We start from the raw sequence: 24,301 nt of genomic DNA, 5'->3' as shown, positions 1-24,301 counted from the left end.
GGCGAACGGCACCGATCCTGCTACGCTGGGCGACCGACCGCTTCGGCCCGGGGGGGGAGGATCGTCAGGTGGTGTCCCAGGTCCTCGCGAGTACTTCGGCGCTCGACGCAGGCAGCTGGACGGACATCCTCGGCGCGGCGATCACGGTCCTCCTGGCCGCCAGCGGTCTTCTCGTCTGGGTCTTTTCGAAACGAGCCCGCGCCCGATCCGCCCTGCGCCGCCTCGGGGTCGAGGTCTCCGACAGCTCGTTGAGCCGGCGGATCGCCGACGACGACCGGAAGGCGGTCCGGCTGCTGCTGCGGGCCGGAGTCCGCGCCGACGCCCGGGTCGACGGCCGGACACCGCTGCAGACGGCGGTCGAATCCGGTGACAAGCAGCTGATCGACCTGGTCCTGCGGCACGCTCCCGGCGAAGCCGTCGTCGACGAGCTGCTGCGCCGCTCCCCCGGCCCGGCCGCGGCTGCCGGACCGGGCCTCACCGTGCTCGCCGGCGTCCAGGAGGTCCTCGACCACATCCAGGGGCTGATCGCGACCGACGTGGTGCCGGCCGAGCGGACGGAGGTGCTGAACCTCGGTCTCGACCTCGAAGTCGTGCAGACCTTCCTGCTCTACCGGCTGATCTTCCAGAAGAACCTCCAGAACCTCGACTACCACGGGATGCTGATCGACGGGACCGCCGAGCGGATCCGCCCGATCGTCGACGGCGGCAGCTCGATCCACACCGGGACCGCGGCCGCGGTCGTCGAGAAGGTCGGCAACCAGATCGCCGAGAACGCGGCCTTCCTCCGGCGCAGCAACATCTCGATCGAGATCCGGTCCTACGACCTGCCTCCGGTGCTGCACGGTTTCCTCGTGGACGACCGCCACCTGTACCTCGGCTTCACCGAGTTCGCGCAGGGCAAGCTGCACGGCGGTGAGTTCGGCTACCTCTACTTCGACAGCAAGGGCGCGGACCCCATGACCGCCCACCTCTTCCGGGTGTATCGCTCGTGGTTCGAACACCACTGGAAGCACGGCACTCGGCTGTGCGCCTCCTGAAAGGACGGCAATGCTGGTCATCGGGCACCGCGGGGCGGCAGGCCACGCACCGGAGAACACCCTGGTGTCGGTCGAGAAGGCGATCGGGCTCGGCGTGGACATGGTCGAGATCGACGTCCAGCCCACGCGCGACGGCCGGCTCGTGGTGTTCCACGACAAGCTCCTCGACCGCGTGACCGACGAATCCGGCTACCTCTGGGACCTCGACCACGACGAGCTGCGCGCCCGGGTCCGGGTCGGCGGCGAGCCGGTACCGCTGCTCGCCGAGGTGTGCGAACTGCTGCGCGGAACCGCGGTCCGGCTGATGGCGGAGGTCCTCACCCCCGGGACGGTCGACGCGGTGCTCAAGACGGTCCTCGAGAGCCTCCCGGCGGACCAGTGCGCGATCGCTTCGTTCCACCACGACGTGGTCCGCGAAGCCGCCGCCGGGCACCCCTACGTGGACACGATCGCCCTCGTCGAAGCGGCCCCTATCGACCCGGTGCGCATGGCCCGGGAAGCCGGCGCCCGCTGCGCCGGGCTGGGCTTCGAGTCGATCCGCCCGGAGCAGGTCACGGCGCTGCAGGAGGCGGCGATCCCGGTCTACGCCTGGACGGTCAACGACCCGCGTGAAATCGCGCGCGCGGTGCGGCTCGGCGTTGACGGCATCATCACCGACCACCCCGACCGCGTGCCCCGCTGAACCGCTCAGGGTTTGCGGGCGACGACGCCGGCGATGAGGCGCTGGGCGGTGTTGAGGGGCTTGAGGTTCGGGCCGTCCGACCACCAGTTCGCCAGCAGCACGATGCCCGGGTCCACCAGCTCGAGGCCGGGCAGCAATTCCTTGATCTCGGCCTCGGTGCGGGCGGTGGCGCCGCCCAGGGAGCCGCGGGCGATGGCGTCCTGGAAGGCCGCCATCGTGTCGTGGTCGCCGCCCTCGCCCGGGTCGAACAGGTGCGAGATCGCGACGTAGGAGCCCGAAGGCAGCGCGTCGACGTACTCGCGCATGATCTCGGCCGGGCGGTGCCGGTCGCCCTTGTGGTGGTGCAGGGTGGCCACGAACATCAGGGCGATCGGCCGCGTCCAGTCGAGGTGCTCGCGCACGACCTCGTGCCCGAGGATCGACTTGGGCTCGAAGATGTCGCCGGCGACGAACCGGGTCCGCTCGTTCTCCTCCAGCAGCGCCTGGCCGTGCGCGACCACGACCGGGTCGTTGTCGACGTAGACGACCTTCGCCAGCTTGTCCACGCGCTGCACGACCTGGTGCACGTTCTCCGTGGTCGGCAGGCCCGACCCGCAGTCGAGGTACTGGTCGACCCCGGCCCGCTCGGCGAGGAACCGGCAGACCCGGATCAGGTACCGGCGGTTCTCCAGGGCCAGGTCGGCGACCTCGGGCATGACCTGCCGCAGCCGGGCCAGCTCGTCCCGGTCGACCTGGTAGTGGTCCTTGCCGCCCAGCACGTAGTCGTACATGCGCGCGATGCTCGCCCGGCTCGGATCGACCCCGACCGGCGTGTTCGGGCCGGTCCCCACCTCGGATGCCACAACCAGCTCCCTGTCGTGCCGACGAAGACGGCACCCAGGGTAGTCGAATCACTCTATTCCGTGAAACGGGGTCACCCGGCGAGTCCTTGCTGGGAGAGCCAGTCCTTTGCTACGTCGGCGGCCTTCTCGCCGTCGGAGTCGACGCGCTTGTTCAGTTCCCGCATGCCTTCCGTCGTCAGCTTCGCGCTCACCGCGTTGACCACGGCCGTGAAGTCCGCGCCCCGCTCGTCGAGCACCTTCTTGTTCACCGCCGGGACGACGTTCTCCGTCGGCACCATGGCCAGGTCGTCCTTCAGCGCCACGTACTTGGCGTCGCCGGCCAGCGGGCTCACCGAGTCGACCGGGATGACCGTGACGGCCCCGGAGTCGAGCTGCTGGACTCGCGGCCCGAGCTCCTGGACGGTCTGGAACGTCGCGTTCGTCAGCTTGTAGACGTCCGTGAAGCCCTTGAAGCAGGTCAGCCGCTTCTCGCACTCCGGGCCGCCGGCGAGGACGACCTTGTCGAGCTTCTTGAGGTCGCCGATCGACGTGAGGCCCTTGGACTTCGCCAGGTCGGCCTTCACGATGTAGGTGTTCTTGTCCTCCGCCGCCGCGTAGTCCAGCAGCGAGACGCCGCTGGGCTCGAGCAGCTTCGCCAGCTGTTCGTGCTCGCCCTTGGCGTCCTTCACCGGGTCCTTGCCGAAGCCGGCGGCGATCGCCGAGCCCTGGTACTCCGGGATGAACTGCAGCTCGCCGCTCTTGAGCGACGGGTAGATCAGCTCCCGCGAGCCGAGGTTCAGCTTGCGCGTGACCGGGTAGCCCTTGGCCTCCAGCGCGCCCGCGTAGATCTCGGCCAGGATCTGGCTGTCGGTGAAGTTGAAGGACGCGACGACGATCGGCGCCCCGCCCTTGCCCGCCGCGGCGGGCTTGCCGTCCCCGCCGCCGCACGCCGTCAGGCCCAGCGCGGCCACCGCCACCAGTGCGGCCACTCGGATGTTCCGGGTCCAGCCCACGTCCCACGCTCCTCAGTCAAGATCGGACGTGAGGACCCTAACCAGCACCACCGACAGAAACCACATGCTGGGAATCACCCGGCGAGGTGCCCACGCAACGTCGAGCCGGTGTATCCGGTCCGGTACCGGCCCTTGGCCTGCAGGATCGGCACGACGTGGTCGACGAACGCGGTCAGCTCGTAGGGCAGCGTGGATCCCATGATGGTGAACCCGTCGACGGCCCCGGCGTCCTGCCAGGTGAGCACGTGGTCGGCGAGCTGCTCCGGCGTGCCGACGAAGTGCGTCTGGCCCGCTCCCCCGGTGATCCGGGCGGCGATTTCGCGCAGCGGGGCGCCGGGACGTTCGCGGGCCGCCGCGGCCAGCTGCTGCAGGCGGCTCGACCCGCCTTCGGCCCGCAGCTCCGCGGGCAGCGGGGCGTCGGGGTCGAACGCGTCCGGGTCGAGGCCGGCGGTGTAGAGCGCGTTCTGCCAGCGGAACTCCGGGCTGGCCAGCTCTTCGAGCCGCTCGGCCCGGGCCTTCGCCTCGGCCTCGGTGCCGCCGAGGGTCACCATCAGGGCGGGCAGCACCCGCACGTCCGCCGGGTTCCGGCCCGCCGCGACGACCTGGGCGTCCAGCTCGGCGCGGAACTTCACCGCGGCTCCCAGCGACGGCGGCCCGGAGAACACCAGCTCGGCGTACCGCGCGGCGAGCCCGATGCCGGCGGCCGACTGTCCCGCCTGGACGAGCACCGGCCGCCCCTGCGGCGACCGCGGGAACGGCAGCACGCCTTCGACGTCGTAGAACTTCCCGTGGAAGCGCGGCGCGTGCAGCTTGGCGCGGTCGGCCCAGACGCCCTTTTCGCGGTCGCCGACGATCGCGTCCTCGTCCCAGCTGTCCCACGCGCGGGTGACGACGTCCACGAACTCGTGGGCGCGCTCGTACCGGTCGGCGTGGTCGGGGTGGGCCTTCTCGCCGAAGTTCGCCGCGGCCAGCGACGTGATGGTGGTGACGATGTTCCAGCCGGCGCGGCCGCCGCTGAGGTGGTCGAGCGTGGCGAACCGGCGGGCGAGCTCCCACGGCTTGTTGTAGGTCGTCGAGCCCGTGCCGATCAGGCCGATGTCCGTGGTGACCGCGGCCAGGGCCGAGAGCACCGAAACCGGGTCGAACTGCGTCTGCGGCAGGTGCGTGACGCGGTATTCGGCGATCGCGATGTTGTCGGCCAGGAAGATCGAGTCCATCAGCCCGCGCTCGGCGGTGCGCGCGATGTCCGCGTAGTACGGCAGGCCGAGCACGCCGCGGACGTCGTCGCCGACGACCCGCCACGCGGACTCGTGGTAGCCGTTGGGCCAGATGAAGGCGGTGAAGTGCAGCTGGTTCGCGCTCACGGAGCGGCTCCTTCGACGGTGCTCGCGGCGTCGGCGACGCTCCGCCCGTGGACGGCGGGACGCCCGCCGTACGGGTCCTGGTCACTCCACAATGCCGTGGGCGCGGCCGCGCGCACCACCGGGACGACCTCCGAGGCGAAGCGCTCGAGCATGGCGAGCTGCTGCTCGTGCGGGATCATGGTGGGCAGGCTGAACGACTGCAGGTCGTGCCCGAACGCCTCGTGCCACCAAAGGATCTTCTCGGCGATCTGCTGGGGGCTGCCGACGAGGACGGGCCCGCGCGCGATCGCGTCGTCGATCGTCGGGAACTCCATCGCGTTGCCCGGGGTGTGGTTGCCGGGCTGGTTGAAGAAGGCGACGATCTTCTCGTACGTCGGGCCGAACGCGTCCCGGGCTTCCTGGGTGGTGTCGGCCAGGTACAGGAAGCCGGCGCCCGCGCCGACGAAGGCGAAGCGCGGGTCGTGGCCGTGTTCGGCGTACAGCTTGCGGTAGTGCTCGATCAGCACGGTGTAGTTGTCGCGCGGCTGGATCGCGTTGGCGGAGAAGAGCGGGTCGCCCCACCGGGCCGCCAGCTCGGCCGAGGTCCGCGTGGTCGCCGAGCCGTGCCAGACGCGGGGCGCGCCGGCGAACGGGCGCGGCAGGCTGGTCACCTCGCGCAGCGGACCGCGGAAGCGCCCTTCCCAGGTGACGTCCTCTTCGCGCCAGAGGCGGCGCAGCAGCTCGTACTTCTCGGCGAGCGCGTCCCACTGGTCGCCGTTGCCGATGCCGAACATCGGCAGCTGGCGCAGCTCGTTGCCCTTGCCGATGACCAGCTCGAGCCGGCCGCGGGAGAGCTGGTCGACGGTGGCGTAGTCCTCGGCGACGCGCAGCGGGTCGTGGATCGACAGGACCGACACGCCGGTCTGGATCCGGACCCGGCTGGTCGTCGCGGCGATCGCGCCGAGCAGCACGGTCACGCCGCTGCTCAGGAAGTGCCCGGCGTGCCGTTCGCCGAGCGCGACGGCGTCGAAGCCGAACTCTTCGGCGTAGCGCGCGGAGGTGAGCGCCTGGGCGAAGCGCTCGTCGGTGCGGACCCGGCGACCGGTCACCGGGTTCGTCAAGTGGGGCAGGATGTCCAGCACCTGGAATCTCATCGCGGGCTCCGTCCGGCTCGTGGGACACGATCATCGTGCCGACAAGGGACACCCGTCCGTCAAGCCGTTCCAGCCACCGGGCGGACTTCGCGCGGCGGCGGTCACGGCCCAGACTCGCGGCCATGACGAGCACTGCGACGTCCGAGGTGCTGCAGGTCAGCATCCGCATCGACCTCACGAGCCCGGCCGGTGACGCGGCCCTCGTCGCCGCCCGGCTGGCCACGGCGCTGGACGGCCTGGCGAGCGTCGACGTCACCACGATCCGCCGGCCGCCGCGCCTGCGGCTGGTCTCGGATCCGGTGCTGCGCATCGAGACCGGCGCGCGGCGCGCGCTCCTGCTCGGCGCGCCGCTCGCGCTGACGCGGCTCGAGTTCGACCTGCTGCGCTTCCTGCGCGCGCACCCGGACCGCGTCTTCACCCGCGCCGCGCTGAAGACCGCGTTGTGGCCGCGGCAGGACGGCAACGACCGGACCGTCGACGTCCACGTCCGGAAGCTGCGGGCGAAGCTCGAACCGCACCTCGACCCGATCACGACGGTCCGCGGGATCGGCTACCGCTTCGAAGGTTCGGCGCCGGTGGCCCTGGACTGAGTCCTCAGTGGACGATCCGCCGGAACGCCTCGCGCTCCCGCCGTGACAACGGGACCGTCGGCGCGTCCGGCCGCGGCACCGGCACCACCGACGCGGGTTCGAACGGCGGGACCGGCGGCACGAGCACCCAGCCGATCCCGGTGAACGCCCAGCCGAGCGCGCGCACCATCCGCTTCATCGGGCACTCCTCTCGCCGTCGGGACATTCTCGGCGCACCGGCGCCGCCGCCCCAGTGCGTCCACATCCTGAAAAGACGAGCAGGGCGCAGAAGGCGAGCGCCGCCCCGAGGATCGCCGAGCCGGTCCAGCCCGCGACGTCGTACAGCGTGGTCGTCGCGGCGGCGCCGAGGGCGGAACCGACCGAGTAGAACACCATGTAGCCGCCGATCGCGCTGCTCGTGCGGTCGGCGTAGCGGTTCGTGAGGACGTGCTGGTTGCCGACGTGCACGACCTGGACGGCGAAGTCGAGCACCACCACACCGGCGATCGGCACGAGCAGCGACCACTCGAGCTGCCCGATCGCGAGCCACGAGCCGAGCAGGAGGACGAGCGCGACGCCGGTGATCCGCCGGCCGTGCCCCGCGTCGTTCCCGCGGCCGGCCCGGGCCGCCCCCAGCGCGCCCGCCAGCCCGGCGACGCCGAAGAGCCCGATGTGCGTTTCGCTCAGGTGCCACGGATCTCCGGCCAGCGGTAGTGCCACGCCGCTCCAGAACGTGCCGAAGGAGGCGAAGAGGAAGAACGCGATCAGCCCGCGGCCGAGGAACACCCGCTGGGTGAACATCCCGCCCAGGGAACGGAGAACCCGCCCGTAGCCTCCGGTCCCGGAGCGAGCGTCGGCGGGCAGTGCGACCAGGCAGAGCACGCACAGGGCGGCGGCGAGGACCGCCAGGACGACGTACGCGCCGCGCCAGGCCCACAGATCGGCCAGGACGCCGGTGACCATCCGCGCGCCGAGGATGCCGATCACCACGCCGGACGTGACGACGCCGAGGTTGCGTCCCCGCTCGCCGGGCGGGGACAGCGCGGCCGCGTAGGCGACGGCGGTCTGCACGACCACCGCGAAGAGGCCCGCGAGCGCGAGACCGCCGAACGCCACCCAGCCGGCGGGCGCGGTCGCCGTGACCGCCAGGCCGGCCGCCACCAGCCCGAGGTGGGCCGCGATCAGCCGGCCGCGGTCGAGCAGGTCGCCCAGCGGCACCAGCAGCACCAGCCCGGTGAGGTAGCCGAGCTGCCCGGCGGCCACGAACCAGCCGACGGCGTCCCGGGCCACGCCCAGGTCGTCGCCCATCGGGCCGAGCACGGGCTGCCCCGCGTAGACGCCCGCGACCGCCACCCCGCACACGACCGCCAGCAGCAGCCTCGTCCCGCGCCCCACCACGACCTCCCGATTGGTTGCAATTTGCAACTCATCGGAGCGTAGGTCAGAATGGTTTCAAAACGCAACTCATGGGAGGGCTCGTGACGGCGTGGACGGACCCGGACTGCCCGGTCGCCCGGGCGGCCGACCTGGTCGGCGACCGGTGGAGCCTGCTGATCCTGCGCGACGCGATGGACGGCGCCCGCTCGTTCACGGACTTCCAGCAGCGCACGGGCATCGCGCGCAACATCCTCACCGACCGGCTCCGCAAGCTGACCGCGCACGGCCTGATCGCGCCGGCCGAAGCGGCGTCAGGCAAACGCCGCGGGTACGAGCTCACCCAGGCGGGCAAGGACTTCTTCCCGGTGATCGTCACGCTGCGCCAGTGGGGCGAGCGGCACGCTTTCGCGGCGGGGGAACCCCATTCGGTCCTGGTCGACGAGCACGGCGTCGTCGTCCCTCCACTCGTCCCCGCGGCTCCCGGCGGACGACCACTGACCAGCGAGACGACGACGGTGCGGAAAAGCCGTCAGCGACCCGGCTGACGCGAACGGTGTCCGCCGGGCGTCACCCTAGCTCGATCCCGAACAGCGCGGCGGCGTTGCCGTGCGCGATCTTGCGGCGGTCCAGCTCGCTGATCGGGGCGCGCTCGATCCACTCGGCGGCCCCGGCGTTCTCCGAATACGGGTAGTCCACGGAGAACATGATGTGGTCGGCGCCGACCGTCAGCACCGCGTTGATCAGCGCGTGGTCGGAAAAGGCGCCGCTGGTGGTGATCCAGACGTTGTCCGCGACGTACTCGGGCAGCGTCCGGCGCGGCCGGTTGCCGAACGGGTTGGCCTCGAACATGGTCTGCGTGCGCCACAGCAGTGCGGGCAGCGCCTCCCCCAGGTGCCCGAGGATCAGCTTCGCCGCCGGAAAGCGGTCGAAGTGCCCGCCCAGCAGCAGCCGCACCGCGTGTGCCGCCGTTTCGGTGCCGAAGCCCCAGGTGGCGCCCTTCATCTCCGGGTGCCCGGCGTAGAGCGCCTGCCCGCCCGGCAGCGACGGCCGCGGGTGCAGGTACAGCGGCACGTCGAGCTCGCAGAGCGTCTCCCAGAAGCCGTGGTAGCGCGGCTCGTCGAGGTAGCTGCCGTGGTCTTCGTCGCCGACGTTCGTGTAGCCGTTGACGAGCACACCCTTGAAGCCGAGCTCGGTGACCGCGCGGCGCAGCTCGGCCGCCGCGTTGTCCGGCTCCTGCACCGCGACCGCGGCGAACGCCGAGTACCGGTCCGGGTGCTTCGCCACCTGCCCGGCGAGGAAGTCGTTCTGCCGCCGCGCTTCCGCCGTCGCCGCCGCGGGGTCGACGATGCCCTGGATGCCCGGCGCGGTGAGCGACAGGATCGTGTGGGCGATGCCCGCCCGGTCCATGCTGCCGAGCCGGACGTCGTCGAACTCGCGCAGCTTCTCCATCACCGGCCGGTAGAACTCGGGCGTCACACCGCCGCGGTGCGACGCGTCGGCGAGCGCTTCCTCGTCGGCCAGCAGCCGGGCGACGCGGTCCGGGTGCTCGTAGGCCTCTTCGAGCGCGATCTTCGGCAGCACCGCCCCACCCCCTTCGTGATCTTCGGCTTCGACCGTACCGCCGTCCGGACGTGAACCGGGTCACTTTTCCCGCCGGTGCCCCGGAGTCCGAGAACCCGTTCCGGGGTTCGTGCGAAGAGCAGGTGAAACTGACCGCGGCGAAAGGCGGGCGATGACCCCGGAAGAACCCGAAGACGACGACGCGAGCGTGATCGCGCGGTCGCAGCAGGAACCGAGCCTGTTCGCGGTGATCTTCGACCGCCACGCCCGGCACATCCACCGCTACCTGGCCCGGCGCCTCGGCGCGGCGGCCGCGGACGACGTCCTCGCCGACACGTTCCTGGTGGCGTTCGACAAGCGGGCCAAGTTCGACCTCGCGCGGCCGGACGCGCGCCCGTGGCTCTACGGCATCGCGACGAACCTCGTGTCGCGCCACCGGCGGGCCGAGGTGCGCGAACTCAAGCTCCGCCTCGCCGTCGGACCGCAGGCGCCCGAAGAGGGCCACGCCGACCGGGTCGCCGACCGCGTCTCCGCCCAGGCCCTCGGCGCGGACCTGGACCGCGCCCTCGCCGCGCTGGGCCCGCGCGAACGGGACGTCCTGCTGCTCGTCGCCGCCGAAGGGCTGGGCTACCAGGAGGTCGCCGAAGCCCTCGCCATTCCCGTCGGCACCGTCAAGTCGCGGCTCAGCCGCGCCCGCGGCCGCGTCCGCGCCGAGCTCGGCGCCCTCGACCCCGTGAAGGAGACCTCGAGCCATGGATGACCTCGACCTGATCCGCGAACGCGCGGAAGCCGTCGGCTTCGCGCCCGCCGAACGGCTCGCCCCGGCCCGGGACCGGCTGCTGGCCGCCGCGCGCGGCGAACGGCCGCACCGCTCCCGGCGCTGGTTCTGGGCCGCCGGCGCCTCGATCGGCCTGGCCGCGGCGATCACCGCGGTCGTCTCGTTCGCCCCGGCCGAGCAGGTGGGCATCGGTCCCGCCGTCGCGAACGCCGACCCGGTGCGGGTGCTGGCCGAAGCGGCGAGTGCGGCCCTCCAAGCGCCCGCGAAGCCCCCGCGTCCGGACCAGTTCCTCTACGTGAAGACGGAGTACCGGGACCACAGCACGCGCGAGATCTGGCTGTCGGTCGACGGCACCCGCGACGGCCTGCTCGGCAAGGACACGAAGTTCCCCGGCTGCCGCGACGGCAAAACGCCCGTCTGGGGCGCCAACGACCCGCGCAGGAACGGCACGCTGGAGGACTGCGCGCCGTCGCCCGCCTACCGGACCGACCTGCCGACGACGGCCGACGCGATGCTCGCCTACCTGAACGCCCACCACAGCGGCGAAAAGGGCGACACCAACGCGATGGGCAAGGACGTGCTCACCATGGCGAACGAGCAGGCCCTGCCCCCCGCGTCCTACGCGGCCCTGTTCCAGGCGGCGGCGAAGGTGCCGGGGCTGCGGGCCCTCGACCACGTCACGGACGCCGCCGGCCGCCCGGGCGTCGGGATCACCTGGCCCAACCCGCCGGGCTCGGCCCCGGAGGCGAAGCCGCTCGTCATCGTCTTCGACGCCACCACGCACCAGTACCTCGGCACCGAGGACAGCGCGGTGACGGTGAAGACGTTCGTCGACGAAGCCGGGCAGCGCCCCTGACGGGCCGGGGTTCGCAACCATCCGGCGCTCTCATCCGTGCATTGAAGGTGTGAGGACGACTTCGGATCGACGGCGGCGGTTCCGCGCCCGCGCGGTGACCGTCGCGGTGCTGGTGGGGGCGGGTGCCGCGTTCGCCCACGCCGCGACGGGCACGCTGATCGCCGTGCCCGCCCTGGCCGCTTCGGCCGTCGGGCACAGCCTGCCCGACGCGAGCGCGCTGGGCCGCGCCCCGGCACCACCACCCCCGGCTCCGATCCTCCCGTTCAACGCGAAACTGACGTCCCGGGACATCCCGGTCCCCGGGGGCGGCGTGCGCGACGGCGCCTGCAGCGGCGCACTCGTGGCGCCGCGGTGGGTCGTCACGGCCGGGCACTGCTTCCACGACCTGCAGGACGCCCGGATCGGCGGCCGGCCGCCGTACACGATGACGGTGACGGTCGGGCGGGTGAAGGACAGCGATCCGGGCGGGCACACGGCCCAGGTCGTCGACGTCCGCCAGTCGCCGGTCAACGACCTGGCCGTGGCCGAGCTCAGCGCGCCGGTGGACGACATCACCCCGGTCGCGCTGGCCTCGACCCGCCCAGCGGTCGGCGAGGAGCTGCAGTTCGCGGGCTGGGGCTCGCACTCGGCGACCGTGCTCGGCCCGTCCGACCACCTCAAGCGCGGGCACTTCCGGGTGTCGGGCATCGGCGGGTCCACGTTGGAGGCCCTGCCGGTGGGCACGCGCACGGTGGACAACGGCCCCTGCCCGGAGGACTCGGGCGGCCCGTTCTTCGTCTCCGGCGACGACCACACCGGGCAGCTGGTGGCCATCGTGAACACCGGGCCGCCGTGCCCGCAGCCGGGCCCCGAGACGATCGCCCGGGTGGACGTCGTCGCGGGCTGGATCCGCGAGCAGACCGGCTGACGTACTGGGACCCGCGTGCGCCGGCCGCAGCGGCCAGCCCGGCGGCACGTGCGACGCGGGCTCCGGCGCGCGGGCCAGCGCCATCGAGCGACTCGCCAACCCGTGCAACGCGGGCTCCAGCGCCATCGAGCGACTCGCCGACCTGTGCAACGCGGGCTCCGGCGCGCGGCCGCCGAGGGCTCCGGCGCCGCAGGACCGGAGTGCGGCTTCAGGAGGCGAGCGGGATCTCGGCCCAGACGGTCTTGCCGCCGTCGTCGCGGTGGAAGTGGCCGCGGCGGCCCGCACAGGCCGCGACCAGCGTCAGCCCCGTGCCCCTCGGGGCCGCGTCGGGGGCCGCCGGGTCGAACCACGCCGAGCCGCCCGCGTCCTCGACGCCGATCCACACCGCGTCGTCGGTGCAGACCAGCACCGCCCGCAGGGGCCCGGCCGCGTGCCGGACCGCGTTGCCCGCCAGTTCGCCCGAGATCAGCACCACGTCGGCGGCCACGTCGTCCGGGACGGCGCCCGCCGCCAGCCGGTCGCGCACCCACGACCGCACCAGCCTGACCTGCGCCGCCTCCGCCGTGAACCCGAAACTTTCGCGTGTCATCCCTCGCCACCCCCAGATCGCTTCGGGTGCCGGATTCCCGGTGGCGCGGTTTTCACACCCGGGTTAGCACGAACGGACGCACCCGATCGCCGCTCAACCACCATTTACCGGGCGATTCCGGCCGTTCACCGCAGACCTCGGCGCCGAGCTGTTACACCGCACGCCCGGCGCGCGACAACACCGTGGAACATCCGAGGGGAAAGCGGGGTCGATGACGGGCGAACGAAAGGTGCGGTTGCAGCTGGGCACCCGCGCGGTCTCGGTCCCCGCCGGGCACGGCCACGAAGTGCTGGAGTACGCCGGGGTGACGGTGCTGCGCGTCGAAGACGGCGAACCGGCCGGGCAGGCGTGGATCCCGGTCGGGCAGTGCCCGAGCTTCGCCGACGACGAAGCGCTGATCGCCGCGTGGCACGAAGCCGTGGTGTGGAGCCGCTCCCCCAGTGACGCGTGAGGCCGCTCACAGCTGTCACAGCGTCCGGGCACGCGGTGTCTCTGGGCCGAACCCGTTCAGCTGAGGAGACACCATGGCCGTGCCCACCGAAGTGGTCGTGATCGGCGGCGGATACGCCGGCGTCATGGCCGCCAACCGCCTGACCCGTCGCGACGACGTCGCCGTGACCCTGGTCAACCCGCGTCCGCACTTCGTCGAGCGGATCCGCCTGCACCAGCTCGCCGCCGGCACCCACGACGCCGTCACCGGCTTCCGCGACGTCCTGGCCGAGCGCGTCCGGCTGGTCGTCGGCACCGTGACGACGATCGATCCGGCCGCGCGCGAGGTCCGGCTGTCCGAGGCGGACCTCCTCGGCTACGACTACCTCGTCTACGCGGTCGGCAGCGGCCGCCCGGACGTGCCCCGATTCGCCTATCCCGTCACGACGTTCGAAGAGGCCCGGCGACTGCGGCCGGTCGTCGCGGCCGCGGCCACCGTGACGGTCGTCGGCGCCGGCCCGGCCGGGATCGAGACCGCGGCGGAACTGGCGGAGGCGGGCCGAGACGTCACGCTCGTGTGCGGCGGCGAACTGGGGCCGTACCTGCACCCGAAGGGGCGCCGCGCCGTGGCCGCGCGGCTCGCTTCGCTGGGTGTCACGGTGCTCGCCGACGCCGTGGCGAGCGAGGTGACGCGCGACGCCGTGCGGCTCGCCGACGGCCGCGAGCTGCCGAGCGAGGTGACCGTCTGGACCACCGGGTTCGGCGTGCCGGACCTGGCCGCGCGCAGCGGGTTGAGCACCGACGCGCTGGGCCGCCTCCGCACCGACGAGACGCTGACCAGCGTCGACGACGACCGGGTCGTCGCGGCCGGCGACGCGGCGGCGCCGTCGGACCTGCCGTACCGGATGGGCTGCCAGTCCGCGGTCCAGCTGGGCCCGCAGGCGGCCGAAACCGTGCTCAGCCGGATTGCGGGCACCCGGCCCGCGCCCGCCGACGTCGGGTTCGCCGGAGTCTGCCTGAGCCTGGGCCGGCGCGCCGGGGTCTTCCAGTTCGCCCGCCGCGACGACACCGCGGTCCGCTTCCACCTCGGCGGCCGGCTGGGCGCGAAGGTGAAGGAGCTCGTCTGCCGCGGCACGGTCAAGCAGCTGGCGGGCGAGGCCCGCAAGCCCGGCGCCCGCAACGTCTGGCTCAAGGACACCCGGCGCCGGGAACTGCTGCGAACGCCCTCGGTCGACGCCTGACGGCACGGGGTGCCGAGGCGCGCGCCTCGGCACCCCGTGCCGCGACTCCGGGCTTTTCACCCGATCGACCCAAGTCCATTGTGGACATAAAGGTCAGGCGGCGCTCACCGCAGCGCGAACACCATGCCGATGTCGGCCGCCTGCTGGACCGGGTCCTGCACGGCCTCGACCGCGAACCCGCGCTCGCCGAACACCTCGCGGACGCGGTCGCGGTTCTCCGTCCAGCGTTCCACCTCGACGACCGCCTGCCGGACCAGTGGCCAGTGCCGGTCCTCGATGCCGCGCAGGACCTCCAGCTCGGCACCCTCGACGTCGACCTTGAGCAGGTCGACGCGGTCGATGCCCTCCTCGTCGAGCACCGGGGACAGCGGCCGGACGCGGACCCGGTGCGTCTCGAGCTGCCGCATCACCTTCAGCTTGCGGCCGACGAGCCCCCGCAGCACGGGGGCGGGGACACGGCGTGCCGCCGGGCCGAGGCCGCCCTGCCGGATCATCTCGACGATGCTGGCGGTGACCCGCCGCCGTTCCGCTTCGACGTTGCCCGAGTCCCGCCACGACGACGAGAAGATCGTCGCGCCCGGGAAGTAGCTGAAGTCGAGCTCGTCCTCACCGGACGCCAGCCCGAAAGGCAGCGCTTTCAGCTTGCCCGCGAAGAAGTCGCGGCCGTTGCGGTCGAGCTTCTCGTGGAGCGGGGGCAGCGGCTCGAAGGCGTAGATCCGCACGTCGCCGTCCAGCCGTTCGTACACCGCCGCGGAGAAGACGCCGACGTTGGCCCCGACGTCCAAGACGGTCGCGCCGGGCGTGAGCTCGATGCCGTGCGCGAAGTAGCCGCCGACCTCTTCACGCAGGAACGACACTTCCCACGGGTTGATGCTGTGCAGGTCCATCGTCACGGGCAGAGGCTTATCAGCCCTCGCACCGGAGGTCCAGACCCATTGGTAGGTCGCTCGATCGTGGCACGGCCGCTCCGGCCACACTGGGAGCCCGCCGATCCGAAGGGACGCCCATGACCGCGACGCCGATCTCCAGGGTGCACGACCTGCTGCTGGCGCGCGGCTGGCGGCTCGACGGCGAAACCCCGCCGGCGGACGCCGGGTTCCTCGACGACCCGGCCGCGGGCTGGTCCTACCCCGCCAGCTTCGGCGGCGAACGGACGAACGACGTCGCGGACGCGACGCCGACCCCGCTGCAGTGCCACTTCACCTTCGGCGACGACGGCGAAGTCGTGTTCGCGGTCGTCCCGGCGGGCAACCCGCGCGGCAGCGGCTGCGCGAAGCACGACACCGCCGAGCGGCAGTTCGCGGGCCCGATCGATCTCGGCGCGCTCACCGCGTTGCTCGACGAGCTGGAGTCCCGGGCGCGGGCGCACGACGTCCGCGCGCTGGTGGAGTGCCTGTACTTCGGGCCCTGCGCGGCCTGACCGGACAGACCCCGGCGCGTTCCTTGACGAACGGGCCCGGCCTCCTTAGGTTGTCGAGACATAGGACGTCAGACATCCCATGTCCTACCTCGACGAGGAGGTCGAACCCCGGTGTCCCCCCTGCGCAGGTTCAGCACGATCTTCCTGGCGGCGGCCACGACCGCCCTGTCCCTCACCCCCGCGGCCCTCGCCGGCCCGGCGCACGGCTGCACGTCCTCCGTCGCGTTCACCTCCGGCACCGAGGGCTACGACACCTTCCGCATCCCCGCGGTGGTCCGCGCCGCGAACGGGTCGCTGGTCGCGTTCGCCGAGGGGAGACGGGATTCCGCCGGCGACTCCGGAGCCATCCGGACCGTGTCGCGCACCTCGGCCGACGGCGGCTGCACCTGGGGTCCGCTGTCCGTGGTGGACAGCAACGGCGACGCCACCGCCGGCAACCCGGCACCCGTGGTCACGCGCGACGGTGAGCTCGTTCTGCTGACTGTCCACAACGGACTCGTCTCGGAGAGGCAGATCATGTCCGGGCAGGCGTCCGCTCGGGACACCCGCCGCGTGTACGTCCTGCGCAGCCGCGACAACGGGCGCACCTGGAGCCCCGCGCGCGACATCACGGCCGGCACCAAGCTGCCCGGCTGGCGGTGGTACGCCACCGGGCCCGGGCACGCCACGCTGCTGCGGCACGGCCCGCACGCGGGCCGGATCGTCGTGCCCGCCAACCACTCCGGCTCGCCGCCCGCGGGCTCGGCCGACGTCGGCACCGAGGCGAAGTACTACGGCGGCCACGACCTCTACAGCGACGACGACGGCCGCACCTGGCACCTCGGCTTCACCGACGACCGCACCGACGGCGTCGTCGCGGCGAACGAGACGTCGGCGACCGAGCTGCCCGACGGCACGCTGTACTTCTCCAGCCGCAACCAGGGTTCGGCCGCCGCGCACCGCGTCGACGGCTACAGCACCGACGGCGGGAAGACCCTCGTCGAGCCGTACCGGGTGCAGCCGACGCTGTCCGGGACGAAGGTCGAGGGCAGCGTGCTGCAGACGACGATCCCGTGGCTGCTGCTGTACTCCGGACCGGCGGACCCGGCGACGCGCGCGGTGATGCGGCTGCGGCTGAGCACCGACCGCGGGCGCACGTGGCGCCCGGGCCCCACGCTGACCGGTGGCCCGGCGGCCTACTCCGACCTGGTGCAGACTGACCCCGGCACGGTCGGGCTGCTGTACGAGACGGGCACGGCCGGCCCGTACGAGAAGATCGTGTTCGAGCGGCTCTCCCTGGGGAGCCTCGCCTCGGACCACTGACGGAGGTGAGCGCCGTGGCCGACCTGCTGGCACCGCGGGTACCCGGACCGGCACGGCTGCGGGAGCTGCTGGCCGGGGACGACCTGGTGGTCGCCCCCGGCGCGTACGACGCGCTGAGCGCCCGGCTGGTCGAGGCGGCCGGTTTCCCGGCGGTGTACATGACGGGCTTCGGCACGACGGCGTCGCTGCTCGGGCGCCCCGACGTCGGGCTGCTGACGATGACGGAGATGGTCCAGGCGGCGGGCCGCATCCGGTCGGCGGTGGAGGTCCCGGTCATCGCCGACGCCGACACGGGGTACGGCAACGCGCTCAACGTGATCCGCACGGTCCGCGAGTACGAAGCGGCGGGCGTCGCGGCTATCCACCTGGAGGACCAGGTCGCGCCGAAGCGCTGCGGCCACCTCGAAGGCAAGCGCGTCGTCCCGGCGGGGACGATGACCGACCGCGTCCGGGCGGCCGTCGCGGCCCGCACCGACCCGGACTTCGTCCTGATCGCCCGGACCGACGCCCGGGCCGTGGAGGGCCTCGACGCGGCGATCGACCGGGGCCACCGGTACCGCGACGCGGGCGCGGACATGCTGTTCGTCGAAGCCCTGCAGTCGGAAGCGGAGATCGAACGGGTGGCGGCGGAGTTCCGCGACGTGCCGCTGCTGTTCAACTGGGCCGAGGGCGGGAAGACGCCGCCCCTGGGCCGGGACCGCCTGCGCGCACTCGGGTTCCGCCTGGTGATCTGTCCGATCTCGACGTTGCTGGCGGCCACCGAGGCGATGCGCGCGGTCCTCGGCCGGATCGCCGCCGACGGCACGCCGGTGCGGGCGGTCCGCGACCTGCCTGGCCTGACCGACTTCGCGGACCTGGCCGGCCTGCCGGAGATCGAGGCGATCGGCGACCGGTTCGGCGACGGCTGAGCGGTTTTGTCGGTGCTGCCCGGTAATGTCCTGGCCGTGGAAGCACCGGAACGCATTCAGGAACTCGCCGATCGCATCGTGGCGCTGCGCGACGCCTACTACCAGGGCTCCCCCCTGGTGGCCGACGCCGAGTACGACGCGGTCGAAGACGAGCTGCGCGCCCTGGTCGAGGCGAACCCGGAGCTCGCCCCGGACCCGAACCCGCTCGAGCAGGTGGGCGCGCCCGCGGTGCTGCACGCGCCGATCCGGCACTCACGGCCGATGCTCTCCCTGGAGAAGGCGACCAAGCCCGAGCAGGTCGAGGCCTTCTTCGACCGCTTCCCCGGCCAGCCGGTCGTCGTCATGCCGAAGCTGGACGGCCTTTCGCTGGCCGTCGTCTACGAGAACGGCCGGCTGAGCCGGGCCGTCACGCGCGGGGACGGGACGACCGGCGACGACGTCACGATCCTCGCGCGCGCCCTCATCGACGGCATGCCGGACCGGCTCGACGCCCCGGGGCGCGTCGAGGTGCGCGGGGAGGCCGTCATGCTGCGGTCCACCTTCGCCGCCTACAACACCGCGCACCCGGACAAGCCGCTGATCAACCCGCGCAACGCGGCCGCCGGCACGCTGCGCGCCAAGGATCCGGCCACGGTCGCCGAGCGGCGGCTCCGGTTCTTCGCCTTCGACCTCGACACCGACCCCGACAGCGCCGAGACCGACCTGGGCAGCGCGCTCCAAACCCTCGGCTTCACCGCGGCCGACATGCGCCGCTGCGCCGGCGCCGCGGCCGCGCAGGCGGTGATCACCGAGATCGAGCAGCAGCGCAACACCTTGGACTACGACCTCGACGGCGCGGTCCTGCGGCTCGCCGACCGCGACGCTTACGCCGCCGCCGGCACCCGGTCGAGCTCGCCGCGCGGCGCGCTCGCCTACAAGTTCGCCGCCGAGGAGAAGACCACCGTGCTGGCCGACGTCGTCTGGGACGTGGGCAAGACCGGCAAGATCGCCCCGGTCGCCTGGCTGGAACCCGTGTTCGTCGGCGGGACCACCGTCACCCGCGCGACGCTGGCCAACCAGGAGGTCATCAAGGCGCGCGGCATCAAGATCGGCGACACCGTGCTGGTGCGCCGCGCCGGTGACGTCATCCCGTTCGTGGCCGGCGTGCTCGACGCCTCGAAGCGCACCGGGGACGAGCGGGAGATCGTGCCACCCAGCGCGTGCCCGTCCTGCGGGCAGCCGCTGACCGAGCAGGGCAACAGCCGCGAACTGTTCTGCACCAACGTCTCCTGCCCGGCGCAGACCGTGCGGCGGCTGATCCACTGGGCGTCGCGGGCCGCGGCCGACATCGACGCCATCGGCGGCGTCTGGATCGAGCGGCTCGCCGAGTCCGGCGACCTCGAGCACCCCTCCGACTTCTACCGGCTGACCAAGGAGCGGCTGCTGGAGTTCGACCGCATCGGGGACGTCTCGGCCACGCGCATGATCGAGTCGATCGACGGGAGCCGGGCGGTCGGGCTGCGCCGGGCGCTGATCGGGCTCGCCATCCCGATGGCGTCCGAAGGCACCGCCGCCCGCCTGTGCCGGGCCGGGTTCGGCTCGCTGGAAGCGGTCGCCGACGCGGGGGTCGACGGGCTGGTCGCCGTGGAGGACATCGGGCCGAAGGTCGCCGCTTCGCTGATCGAGCACCTCACGAGGCTGCGGCCCGAGCTCGAACGGCTGCGGGAGCGGGGCGTGTCGCTGGACGTCCGCGAGGAGGACCTGCCGCCGGTCGTCGCGTCCGGGGCGCCCCTGGCCGGCAAGACCGTGGTGGTCACCGGCTCGATCAGCGACCCGCGCTCGGGCGAGAAGGTCCCGCGGCCGACCTTCCAGCGGCTGTGCGAGCGAGCCGGTGCGACCATCGCGTCGTCGGTCTCGGCGAGCACGGACCTGCTCATCACGGGCGCCGACGTCGGCGCCGCGAAGCTGACGAAGGCCGAGAAGCACGGCGTCGAGGTCGTCGACCAGAGCGAAATCTGGCCCCGGCTGATCGAAGCCGGAATCATCTGACGCAGCGGGGCGTGAGATGCTGCGACCGCGCAGCAGGCCCGAGGGAGAGGCGGAGCGGGTGACCACCTGGACCGATGTGATCAACTATGTCCGGACGCGGTACGAGGTCCTGGAGGACACCGACGGCTGGCTCCGGTTCCGCCTGCAGGGCCCGGACGGCCGGACGCAGCAGGTGACCGTGCACCACGTCGCGGAGCTGCACGGCGGCTCGTGGGTCGAAATCTCCTCGCCGGTCGGCTGGGCCGACAAGCTCGACCTGCGGCGCCTGCTCGACCTCGCCGGGACCTCGGCCGTCGGCGGGGCCGCGGTGGTCGACGGTGTCGCGCTGCTCAAGCACACCGTGCCGCTGGAGGACCTCAGCATCGAGCACGAGTTCGAGCGCCCGCTCAAGGCGGTCGTCGCCCGGGCGGACGCGCTCGAGCACGAACTGACCCAGTCGGACGAGTTCTAGCCGGCTACACGTGCATCGCGAGCCACAACGCCATCCAGGCGAGGCACGCGAGCGCTCCGCCGACTCCGAACGCCAGCAGCACGCGCCGCAGTCCCGCGACGATCCCGGCCCGGCCCGACACCTCGGTGATCCCTGCTTCGACCATGCCGATGTGTTGCCGCGCCCGGGGTCCGGCAAACATCGGGATCAGGATTCGCCCATCACCAGTCCCTCGATGGTGTGCTTCTGGGTGATGGGCACCAGGGTCTCGACGACCGGGCAGTGCAGGTGTGCGCGCACGGATTCCGGCAGTGACGCCCAGAACTCACGTGTCACGGCGGTGTCGTGGCGTTCGTCGTTCCCCGCGCCCGGCGCGTCGAGGCCCAGGACCAGGACCGGGCGGGACTTCGCCGAGTGGTTCGCGGTGCCGCGGTGGACGGTCAGCGCCGAGCGGATCGAGATGTCGCCCATCCGCGGGAACTTGCGCACGGCCAGCGAGCGGTAGCGCGGGTACGCCGAACGCGGCGGGAACATGCCGTGCTCGAAAGCGCCGCCGTCGTCCCAGTGCGTGCCGGGCGCGATCTCGAACGGCCCCATGTCGGGCTCGGTGTCGACGGCGGTCACGTTGACGGCGAGCGAGTTGAGCCGGCGGTGGCGCGCGGTTTCCCCGGGCATCGGGAAGTCGCGGTGCCACGGCTGGTCGACCGCGCCGGCGAGCGGGACGTCGAAGCCGACCTCGACGATCCGGTAGTCCGGCCCCAGCACCGCTTCGGCGACCGCGGTGATCCACGGGTGCGCGGCCAGGTCGGCGAAGCCGCGCAGCTGCTCGGGGTGGATCTCGACGTAGAAGCGGTGGGGCCCGCGGCCGACGGCGCCACCCGGGCGGGCGCGGGCCTCGGCGAACGCCGCGTCGATGTCTTCGCCGAGCTGCCGGACCCAGTCGCGGGAAAACGCTCCGGGCAGGCCGATGATGCCGTCCTCGTACAGGCGGCCGGTCAGGGTTTCGACCTCGGTGGTCTCGAGCAGTGCGGTCATTTCCGGTCCTCCGGTGGTCACGACGGCGTGGCGCCTTCAGTTTGCAACGTGGCATGCCACGTTGCAAGAGGTACGCTGCGGACGTGAACCCGAAACTGCGGGACGTGGCCGAGCACGCCGGCGTGTCGGTGCGGACGGTGTCCAACGTGGTCAACGGCTTCCGCTACGTGGCCCCGGCGACCCGGGAGCGGGTGCAGGCGAGCATCGACGAGCTGGGCTACCGGCCCAACATGGCCGCCCGCACGCTGCGCCGCGGCCGGACCGGGCTGGTCGCCCTGGTCATCCCGGAGATCGATTCGCCCTACTTCGCCGAGCTCGCCGCGCGGACCGTGCGCGTCGCCGAACGCCGGGGCCTGACCGTCCTCATCGACCAGACCGACGGCGACGCCGAACGCGAAAAGCAGCTGCTGCACGGCAACCGCAGCCAGCTCGTCGACGGCGTGCTGTTCAGCCCCTGGGCCGTCGCGCCCGCGGAGCTGACCGCCCGCACCGACACCGTCCCGCTGGTGCTGCTCGGCGAGCACGACGGCACGGCCGGCGTCGACCACGTCGCGATCGACAACGTCGCCGCCGCGCGCGAGGCGACCGGGCACCTGCTGGCCAAGGGACGCCGGCGCATCGCGGCGCTCGGCGTCCAGCCGCGGTCGCTGAACGCGACCGCCCGCCAGCGGCTCGCCGGGTACCGCGACGCGCTGGCGGACCTCCCCCGGCGGGAGGTCCCGGTCCGGCGCCTGCACCGGGCCGACGGCCACCGGGCGATGCTGGACCTGCTGGACCTGGCCGAGCCGCCCGACGCCGTCTTCTGCTTCACCGACGAACTGGCCCTCGGCGCCCTGCGCGCCGCCGCCGACCGCGGGGTGTCCGTGCCGGAAGACGTGGCGCTGGTGGGGTTCGACGACATCGAGGACGGCCGGTTCAGCGTCCCGGCCCTGACGACGGTGTCACCGGACAAGGACCGCATCGCCGAGCTCGCCCTCGACTGCCTGGCGGACGGAGCCGGGCCGCCGCGGTCGATCGTCGCGCCGCACCGGCTCGTCGTGCGCGGCTCCAGCTGACGCTCACGCGTCCCGGTTCACCACGCGCAGGATGAGCCACTGGTCGAACCACGCGCCGGCCGTGGTCACGACGAGCATGACCAGCCCCAGGATCAGGTGCGTGTAGCTGTGCAGCGGCGCGGCACTGTCGGTGAGCTTCGTCAGGCCGAACTGGAGGCCCAGCCGCAGCACGAAGAGCACGGCGACCAGGCCGAGCGCCTGCTTGCTGCGCCACACCGCGCGCAGGTACTTGCGGCGCCGCGACAGGAGCGTGAACCACAGCGTGAGGTGCACCGCGACGAGCGCGAGTGGCAGGTACACGACCCACGGGTACCGGTCCGCGAACTGCAGGCTGAGGTCGTTGCTGGCCACCAGGAGCCCGACGAGCACGAAGTACCAGCCCGGCAGGCCTTCGATCTTCCCGGGCCGGGTCTCGGCCGCCACGTCGGCCTCCCGCATCAGAAATCGGTCCATGCGCCGAGCGTGCCCGCACCGGCGGCGCGGGCGATCAGCCGGCGGTACGAGTTTTCGCCGCGGCCTCCTACCCAGGTACGAACTCCCGGCGTGCGCGGAGCGCGGCGGCTCCGGGTGCGGCACGATCGGCAGATGACCTTCGAAGGCCGCCCGGGCATCCCGTGGACCGGCCGCCGCGGCCCGCTGGTGGCCGAAGCGGTCGTCCTCGGTGTGCTGGTCGTGGTCGACATGGTCGTGGCGGCGCGGGCCGGGGCGGGCCGGGGTGAGCTGACGACCGTCGCCGTCGAGTTCGCGCCGGGCGTCGGGCCGGTCGTGGCGCTGCTGGCCGTGCTCCGCCGCCGGTTCCCCGACCACATCGCCGTGCTGGCGAGTGTCGTCTCCGGGCTTTCGCTGCTGGGCACGGCCGTCGCGGCGGCACTGGCGATCGCGGGGGCGCGGCTCCCGCCGCAGCCCGGGGCGGCCGAGTCCCTCGCGCTCGCGCTGATGGTCGGGGCGTGCTGCCACCGGCTCTCGCCGCGGGCGGCCACCGTCCAGGCGGTGCTCGGCGGCGCGGCCGCGACCCTGGCCCCGATCCTGCGCTACGGCACCGGCTCCCCCGCCGCGCTCTACGCCGCCGGGGCCGCGGTGCTGTGGGGCGGCGCGCTGGCCGGCGGGCTCGTGCTGCGCGACGCGGAGGTCCGCCACCGGGTGGACGTCCTCGAGCTCCGCTCGGCCGAACGGCTCCGGCTGGCCCGGGAGCTGCACGACCTGGTGGCCCACCAGATCACCGGCATCGTCGTGCGGGTGCAGGCCGCGCACCGCGTCGCCGAGCGCAGTGGCGGCGACACCGCGACGTTCGCCGAGCTCGAAACCGCCGGCGCGGCCGCGCTCGGGGCGATGCGCCGGCTGGTCGGCGCCCTGCGGACCGGCGAAGAAGACCTCTTCGTCCCGCCCGCCGACCTCGCCACCGCCGTCGACCGCGCGGTGCCCGACGACGACCGCATCCACCTCGATGTCAGCCCGGACCTCGCGACCTTGGCGGTCGCGCCGGAGGTGGTGACGACGGCGCACCGGCTGCTCACCGAGTCGCTGACCAACGTCCGGCGGCACGCACCCGACGCCGCCGAAGTCCGGGTGTTCGTCCACCACGAACCCCGCGGCGCGCTGCGCGTCGAGGTGGTCAACGACGGCGCCGGGCGGCCCGCCCGCCGGGGTGGCTACGGCCTGCTCGGGATGGCGGAGCGGGTGGCGGCGGTGGGCGGTACGGTGCAGGCGGGACCGGCGGACGGCCGGCGCTGGCGCGTCGTCGCACAGCTGCCGCTCGAACCGGGCTGA

28 protein-coding genes are annotated in these 24,301 nt (G+C 72.9%); 16 read left to right on the top strand and 12 right to left on the bottom strand.

Translation table 11 applies throughout. The features are described 5' to 3' along the window. Positions 1 to 68 precede the first annotated feature (68 nt). Both ACYVLJ_RS21535 and ACYVLJ_RS21530 read left to right on the top strand, forming a co-directional pair. Complete coding sequence (locus tag ACYVLJ_RS21535) at positions 69 to 1,037, top strand: hypothetical protein (protein WP_460440008.1); 969 nt, start codon at positions 69 to 71, stop codon at positions 1,035 to 1,037. Positions 1,038 to 1,047: 10 nt separating this feature from the next. Next, positions 1,048 to 1,719 carry a glycerophosphodiester phosphodiesterase gene (locus tag ACYVLJ_RS21530; RefSeq protein WP_451981102.1) on the top strand — a complete coding sequence of 224 codons (672 nt, stop codon included), beginning with the start codon at positions 1,048 to 1,050 and terminating at the stop codon, positions 1,717 to 1,719. Between the two features lie 5 nt (positions 1,720 to 1,724). Here the strand turns inward: ACYVLJ_RS21530 and ACYVLJ_RS21525 are convergent, their stop codons facing one another. The 4 genes from ACYVLJ_RS21525 to ACYVLJ_RS21510 all read right to left on the bottom strand — a co-directional run bounded on the left by ACYVLJ_RS21525 (position 1,725) and on the right by ACYVLJ_RS21510 (position 6,050). Next, the gene (locus ACYVLJ_RS21525) at positions 1,725 to 2,561 is read right to left on the bottom strand and encodes an SAM-dependent methyltransferase (protein WP_451981099.1); all 837 of its coding nucleotides are present in this window, start codon (positions 2,559 to 2,561) and stop codon (positions 1,725 to 1,727) included. Between the two features lie 71 nt (positions 2,562 to 2,632). Further along, positions 2,633 to 3,553: an ABC transporter substrate-binding protein gene (locus ACYVLJ_RS21520; RefSeq protein ID WP_460440007.1), complete on the bottom strand. Its 921-nt coding sequence runs from the start codon at positions 3,551 to 3,553 to the stop codon at positions 2,633 to 2,635. A 74-nt stretch (positions 3,554 to 3,627) separates the two neighbouring features. Beyond that, the gene (locus tag ACYVLJ_RS21515; RefSeq protein WP_460440006.1) at positions 3,628 to 4,917 is read right to left on the bottom strand and encodes an LLM class oxidoreductase; all 1,290 of its coding nucleotides are present in this window, start codon (positions 4,915 to 4,917) and stop codon (positions 3,628 to 3,630) included. Further along, positions 4,914 to 6,050 (bottom strand): LLM class oxidoreductase, encoded by a 1,137-nt coding sequence (locus tag ACYVLJ_RS21510; RefSeq protein WP_460440005.1) that lies wholly within the window; start codon positions 6,048 to 6,050, stop codon positions 4,914 to 4,916. Before ACYVLJ_RS21510 ends, ACYVLJ_RS21515 begins: the two co-directional genes overlap by 4 nt. A 122-nt stretch (positions 6,051 to 6,172) precedes the next feature. Here ACYVLJ_RS21510 and ACYVLJ_RS21505 point away from each other — a divergent pair, with 122 nt between their 5' ends. Then, entirely contained in the window at positions 6,173 to 6,640 is a 468-nt protein-coding gene (locus ACYVLJ_RS21505; protein WP_460440004.1) for a winged helix-turn-helix domain-containing protein, read from the top strand. Positions 6,641 to 6,644: 4 nt separating this feature from the next. Here the strand turns inward: ACYVLJ_RS21505 and ACYVLJ_RS21500 are convergent, their stop codons facing one another. Then, positions 6,645 to 6,818: a hypothetical protein gene (locus tag ACYVLJ_RS21500; protein WP_451981085.1), complete on the bottom strand. Its 174-nt coding sequence runs from the start codon at positions 6,816 to 6,818 to the stop codon at positions 6,645 to 6,647. Next, entirely contained in the window at positions 6,815 to 8,014 is a 1,200-nt protein-coding gene (locus tag ACYVLJ_RS21495) for an MFS transporter (protein WP_460440003.1), read from the bottom strand. The genes ACYVLJ_RS21500 and ACYVLJ_RS21495 overlap by 4 nt, the downstream gene beginning before the upstream one ends. A 71-nt stretch (positions 8,015 to 8,085) precedes the next feature. Here ACYVLJ_RS21495 and ACYVLJ_RS21490 point away from each other — a divergent pair, with 71 nt between their 5' ends. Beyond that, a complete protein-coding gene (locus ACYVLJ_RS21490; protein ID WP_451981080.1) occupies positions 8,086 to 8,541 on the top strand; it encodes a winged helix-turn-helix transcriptional regulator in 456 nt (151 codons plus the stop codon). A 22-nt stretch (positions 8,542 to 8,563) separates the two neighbouring features. On the opposite strand, the gene ACYVLJ_RS21485 is transcribed toward ACYVLJ_RS21490, so the two are convergent. Continuing rightward, a complete protein-coding gene (locus ACYVLJ_RS21485) occupies positions 8,564 to 9,577 on the bottom strand; it encodes an amidohydrolase family protein (RefSeq protein WP_451981077.1) in 1,014 nt (337 codons plus the stop codon). Positions 9,578 to 9,728: 151 nt separating this feature from the next. Here ACYVLJ_RS21485 and ACYVLJ_RS21480 point away from each other — a divergent pair, with 151 nt between their 5' ends. From ACYVLJ_RS21480 to ACYVLJ_RS21470, 3 genes are read left to right on the top strand one after another with little or no spacing between them, the layout of a single operon-like run. Further along, complete coding sequence (locus ACYVLJ_RS21480; protein WP_451981074.1) at positions 9,729 to 10,316, top strand: RNA polymerase sigma factor; 588 nt, start codon at positions 9,729 to 9,731, stop codon at positions 10,314 to 10,316. After that, positions 10,309 to 11,190, top strand: a complete 882-nt coding sequence (locus ACYVLJ_RS21475) for a CU044_5270 family protein (protein ID WP_451981071.1) — start codon at positions 10,309 to 10,311, stop codon at positions 11,188 to 11,190. Before ACYVLJ_RS21480 ends, ACYVLJ_RS21475 begins: the two co-directional genes overlap by 8 nt. A 49-nt stretch (positions 11,191 to 11,239) precedes the next feature. Continuing rightward, entirely contained in the window at positions 11,240 to 12,097 is an 858-nt protein-coding gene (locus ACYVLJ_RS21470) for a S1 family peptidase (protein WP_460440002.1), read from the top strand. Positions 12,098 to 12,305: 208 nt separating this feature from the next. Here the strand turns inward: ACYVLJ_RS21470 and ACYVLJ_RS21465 are convergent, their stop codons facing one another. Next, entirely contained in the window at positions 12,306 to 12,686 is a 381-nt protein-coding gene (locus tag ACYVLJ_RS21465; RefSeq protein WP_451981065.1) for an ATP-binding protein, read from the bottom strand. Between the two features lie 211 nt (positions 12,687 to 12,897). Here ACYVLJ_RS21465 and ACYVLJ_RS21460 point away from each other — a divergent pair, with 211 nt between their 5' ends. Both ACYVLJ_RS21460 and ACYVLJ_RS21455 read left to right on the top strand, forming a co-directional pair. After that, positions 12,898 to 13,137, top strand: coding sequence for a hypothetical protein (locus ACYVLJ_RS21460; protein ID WP_460440001.1), 240 nt, complete (start codon positions 12,898 to 12,900; stop codon positions 13,135 to 13,137). A gap of 73 nt (positions 13,138 to 13,210) precedes the next feature. Continuing rightward, complete coding sequence (locus tag ACYVLJ_RS21455; RefSeq protein ID WP_460440000.1) at positions 13,211 to 14,356, top strand: NAD(P)/FAD-dependent oxidoreductase; 1,146 nt, start codon at positions 13,211 to 13,213, stop codon at positions 14,354 to 14,356. Positions 14,357 to 14,460: 104 nt separating this feature from the next. On the opposite strand, the gene ACYVLJ_RS21450 is transcribed toward ACYVLJ_RS21455, so the two are convergent. Next, positions 14,461 to 15,243, bottom strand: a complete 783-nt coding sequence (locus tag ACYVLJ_RS21450) for an FkbM family methyltransferase (RefSeq protein ID WP_451981552.1) — start codon at positions 15,241 to 15,243, stop codon at positions 14,461 to 14,463. Positions 15,244 to 15,362: 119 nt separating this feature from the next. Between ACYVLJ_RS21450 and ACYVLJ_RS21445 the strand changes: the two genes are divergently transcribed. From ACYVLJ_RS21445 to ACYVLJ_RS21425, 5 genes are all read left to right on the top strand, one after another. Beyond that, on the top strand, positions 15,363 to 15,776 hold the full coding sequence (locus ACYVLJ_RS21445; protein ID WP_460439999.1) for a hypothetical protein: 414 nt from the start codon (positions 15,363 to 15,365) through the stop codon (positions 15,774 to 15,776). Positions 15,777 to 15,887: 111 nt separating this feature from the next. Beyond that, entirely contained in the window at positions 15,888 to 17,078 is a 1,191-nt protein-coding gene (locus ACYVLJ_RS21440; RefSeq protein WP_460439998.1) for a sialidase family protein, read from the top strand. A 14-nt stretch (positions 17,079 to 17,092) separates the two neighbouring features. Next, positions 17,093 to 17,986, top strand: a complete 894-nt coding sequence (locus ACYVLJ_RS21435; protein WP_460439997.1) for an isocitrate lyase/PEP mutase family protein — start codon at positions 17,093 to 17,095, stop codon at positions 17,984 to 17,986. Positions 17,987 to 18,022: 36 nt separating this feature from the next. Next, positions 18,023 to 20,014: an NAD-dependent DNA ligase LigA gene (gene ligA, locus ACYVLJ_RS21430; protein WP_460439996.1), complete on the top strand. Its 1,992-nt coding sequence runs from the start codon at positions 18,023 to 18,025 to the stop codon at positions 20,012 to 20,014. Between the two features lie 58 nt (positions 20,015 to 20,072). Next, entirely contained in the window at positions 20,073 to 20,465 is a 393-nt protein-coding gene (locus ACYVLJ_RS21425) for a hypothetical protein (RefSeq protein WP_451981044.1), read from the top strand. A 4-nt stretch (positions 20,466 to 20,469) separates the two neighbouring features. On the opposite strand, the gene ACYVLJ_RS21420 is transcribed toward ACYVLJ_RS21425, so the two are convergent. Both ACYVLJ_RS21420 and ACYVLJ_RS21415 read right to left on the bottom strand, forming a co-directional pair. After that, a complete protein-coding gene (locus tag ACYVLJ_RS21420; RefSeq protein WP_451981042.1) occupies positions 20,470 to 20,610 on the bottom strand; it encodes a hypothetical protein in 141 nt (46 codons plus the stop codon). A 41-nt stretch (positions 20,611 to 20,651) separates the two neighbouring features. After that, positions 20,652 to 21,479, bottom strand: a complete 828-nt coding sequence (locus tag ACYVLJ_RS21415) for a phytanoyl-CoA dioxygenase family protein (protein WP_451981039.1) — start codon at positions 21,477 to 21,479, stop codon at positions 20,652 to 20,654. Positions 21,480 to 21,562: 83 nt separating this feature from the next. Here ACYVLJ_RS21415 and ACYVLJ_RS21410 point away from each other — a divergent pair, with 83 nt between their 5' ends. Further along, the gene (locus tag ACYVLJ_RS21410) at positions 21,563 to 22,534 is read left to right on the top strand and encodes a LacI family DNA-binding transcriptional regulator (protein WP_460439995.1); all 972 of its coding nucleotides are present in this window, start codon (positions 21,563 to 21,565) and stop codon (positions 22,532 to 22,534) included. Between the two features lie 3 nt (positions 22,535 to 22,537). On the opposite strand, the gene ACYVLJ_RS21405 is transcribed toward ACYVLJ_RS21410, so the two are convergent. Then, entirely contained in the window at positions 22,538 to 22,987 is a 450-nt protein-coding gene (locus tag ACYVLJ_RS21405) for a hypothetical protein (protein WP_451981034.1), read from the bottom strand. 132 nt (positions 22,988 to 23,119) lie between these two features. On the opposite strand from ACYVLJ_RS21405, the gene ACYVLJ_RS21400 reads away from it, so the two are divergent. Further along, entirely contained in the window at positions 23,120 to 24,301 is a 1,182-nt protein-coding gene (locus tag ACYVLJ_RS21400) for a sensor histidine kinase (RefSeq protein ID WP_460439994.1), read from the top strand.

Source organism: Amycolatopsis stemonae (genome assembly GCF_054781455.1).
Note: the sequence above shows the minus strand (reverse complement) of the source record. Positions and strands in the feature narration are given on the sequence as shown.